Source organism: Desulfobacter sp., from assembly GCF_050177295.1.
In genome coordinates, this window is record NZ_JBFXHE010000502.1 from 1 (window position 1) to 2,879 (window position 2,879).

Genomic DNA, 2,879 nt, shown 5'->3' on the forward strand with positions numbered 1-2,879 from the left:
GAACAACGGCCGACACGGTCATAATCGGTCAGCCCACATCAAATCCGTTAAAAATCCAACCCGTAGCCGCTAATCTTTCATTAAAACATACCGAGCACAGCCGCATATTTTATATCATAACATAGGCCGGGATTCCAGGCAGTTGAAATATTTCCGTTTTCGCTTTGACATAAAGACCTGCCGTAGCGGGATTTTAGTTTTCCCATATCAATCGTTTTTAGGATGTGTTATTTGTTCTGAATGAAAAACAATACATTTCAAATTCACCCCCTTGATGATGGTAACAAAACGTTGAAACTGTCGCCGTTTGGTCGTTTATTCCGGCTTTTTGCCTCATGGTTCGGGTTTACCGGCCTTTATGCAGCGTTTTCGGTCTGTCCTTTTTGTGGGCAGCAGGGATGCCCTGTGGGTCTGGCATCGGCAGGCACGGTGGGGGCATTTATGACCTTATGCTTCCAGGACTGGAAGCGGCTTTTTGCATATATCAAAAATCGTTTTACCTGCCATTAACCGGCAATTGGCAGGTAAACACCTGTCCCATTAGGCAAATCCTTGAAATCCGGAATCCTGTTGCCCTGGACCGGACCCCGGCCCGGAATATGGTAAACGGTTCCGGGATCTTTAAACTTTGCACCGGCTATCCCATAGGCCGTTTTATCTTTTGTTATGATAAAAGGGCCTTTATACCCCACCACCAGACGGGTACCTGACGGCAGGTCATCCCAGTCCGAAATTGCACATCCCCTCAAAATCCGATCCGAGGGAAGAAAATAAATGGTGGAGGCAGCATGGTAAGCCTCTCCAGCATGGCACCTGGCGGTCATCCGTCCGGAAATGATTTTTATGATGTCTTTAGCCTCTTGCCGAACTTGTGCCGTCTGCTGGTTGAGCAATACCTTTGTGCCCACGGGCAAACGGTCCCAGCCCAAACTTGAGGCAACCCTGTCACCCGCCAGGGTGTTTCCGCCAGGCAGCACATAGACCGTGCTGGAGGCATTATAATCGTCACCGGCAATGGCCCAGGCAGGATTTCGTTTAGAAATGACATCGGATTTCAAGACTTGAAACGCCGTATTGCCTGTATAAGCAACAGCACCGGAAGCCGAATAAAACACCTGAGCCAGCATGGGATCCGGTGTAAGGCGACCAGCCCTGACATCAGGATCAAAAGGCCAGGTTGGCCCGAGTCCTGCCCGGGTTCTGTCAAAATTTTTCGCACATTGTTTACGCCCTCTGTGATTGTTGGAAAACCATGGATTGGGTTTGCCGTATGCAATCTGACTGTGGGTCAGAATATCTTTATCCTGAAGTCCATAGGCCCGTTTAAGCATCAACAGCAGCATCTCCGCAGACGTGTATTGACTGGTGGTCAAGGGGGCATCGTGGTAGCCGACAAATTCGATGCCCACGGAGATATCGCTGACATCAGACCTCCCGTCCCACATGGACAGGCCGGCATGGTCAGCCCGGTATTTTTTATCCAGAATCCGGTAAACCGTCCCGTTCCTGGCAATAACATAATTGGCATGCCCGCCGGGTGTGGTCCGGCCGTTTTCAAACCGCTTGCCTCTGGAAACCACTCTTAAAGTACTTTCCAGTTCCAGCTCGGAAGTATGCACGATGATCAGCCGGGTCCTGGTGCGTACCTTTTTTTTAAAGCTCGGATTGATCCGTGAACCGTAATCTATAATGCGGCTCTGGAAACGGACAAGGTCTGGATCAGGATAGGAGGCTTGTCCAACCTGACACGAGGGCATTGTCAACAGTATTATAACCAACAGCAGGACAATAACCGGTACCAGGGCAGAACCCTTTGAAAAATAAAAATTGTCAGAAAGTTCGATATTCATGGGTCCAAATTATATCAGTACAGGTCCGAGATTGCAAAGGTACTTCATATAAAGAATCCCAAAAAGGAAGATTTTATATCCACCGGTATTAAGGAATGAGCACAAAATAAGGAGATCATTTTAAAAAAAGAAGGGTTTTGACTTTTTATCTAAAATAGCCAAAACCCTTCCTGGAAGCTGGTACCGGAGGTCGGACTTGAACCGACAAGGCCCGAAGGCCGGAGGATTTTGAGTCCTCTGCGTCTACCAATTCCACCACTCCGGCGTAGAGCCCTTTTTTTAATGGAATTGTGTCTGCTTGTCAATCCCCAAATTCACTGCCTTAATTTAATATATTTTTCCGATGCCGATTTTTAAATTTTTGTCAGGGTGTTTTTGATTCCAGGCTCTACAAAAAGAGTAACCTGGGGACGGCAGGCACGATATATGCTAACTTGGGTTCTGTTCATGTGAACAGGTTACCGGATTAGGCAAAAAACTTAAATCAAAGGAGATAAAATATGCCTGCATTACCTGAAGAAACCAGTAAAGCCTGGGAGAGCCACAAAGGCCCTGTTATATTATCCACAGTGAACAAGGACGGAGTGCCTAATGCCATTTATGCGACCTGTGTGAGCAAATATAACGCTGAATGACTGGAAACCTGAAAAGTGAAAGCTGTTAAAATCCCTTATGATCAATTGAGCCCGGAAGCTCTCCAGGGTGTTATTGAAGGATTTGTCACCCGAGACGGCACGGACTATGGTGAAGTAGAGACTCCCCTGGAAACAAAGATTGCCCAGGTGATGGCCCAGATTAGATCCGGCAAGGCCGTTATTGTTTTTGACCAGGAAACTGAATCTTGCACTGTTTTGAGAAGCGATGATCCTTTGGTTAGGGCGCTGGGGTGAGCTTTAGTTAGGCCTGAGTTAGCGGCATAAAGGTTGCTTTTTTAATTATAACATATTGAAATTTTAATATAAAATTAATACAATGGCATTAAAAAAACATTCACTTCGGAGGTGAAGACCGATGCCGACCACTATCAAT

The 2,879-nt window shown here is 46.7% G+C and carries 4 protein-coding genes and 1 tRNA gene; 3 read left to right on the forward strand and 2 right to left on the reverse strand.

Annotation, left to right across the window (positions count from 1 at the left end):
- Positions 1-240 precede the first annotated feature (240 nt).
- Entirely contained in the window at positions 241-510 is a 270-nt protein-coding gene (locus AB7U36_RS21725) for a hypothetical protein (protein WP_277004986.1), read from the forward strand.
- Here the strand turns inward: AB7U36_RS21725 and AB7U36_RS21730 are convergent.
- Both AB7U36_RS21730 and AB7U36_RS21735 read right to left on the reverse strand, forming a co-directional pair.
- Positions 507-1,850 (reverse strand): N-acetylmuramoyl-L-alanine amidase, encoded by a 1,344-nt coding sequence (locus tag AB7U36_RS21730; RefSeq protein ID WP_428161691.1) that lies wholly within the window; start codon positions 1,848-1,850, stop codon positions 507-509. The two genes, AB7U36_RS21725 and AB7U36_RS21730, sit on opposite strands and share 4 nt — an antisense overlap.
- Positions 1,851-2,028: 178 nt before the next feature.
- Positions 2,029-2,115, reverse strand: a tRNA-Leu gene (locus AB7U36_RS21735).
- Positions 2,116-2,350: 235 nt separating this feature from the next.
- Between AB7U36_RS21735 and AB7U36_RS21740 the strand changes: the two genes are divergently transcribed.
- Both AB7U36_RS21740 and AB7U36_RS21745 read left to right on the forward strand, forming a co-directional pair.
- A complete protein-coding gene (locus AB7U36_RS21740) occupies positions 2,351-2,485 on the forward strand; it encodes a hypothetical protein (RefSeq protein ID WP_428161692.1) in 135 nt (44 codons plus the stop codon).
- Between the two features lie 15 nt (positions 2,486-2,500).
- Positions 2,501-2,740 carry a YheU family protein gene (locus AB7U36_RS21745; RefSeq protein WP_287126424.1) on the forward strand — a complete coding sequence of 80 codons (240 nt, stop codon included), beginning with the start codon at positions 2,501-2,503 and terminating at the stop codon, positions 2,738-2,740.
- The last annotated feature ends 139 nt before the right edge of the window (positions 2,741-2,879 follow it).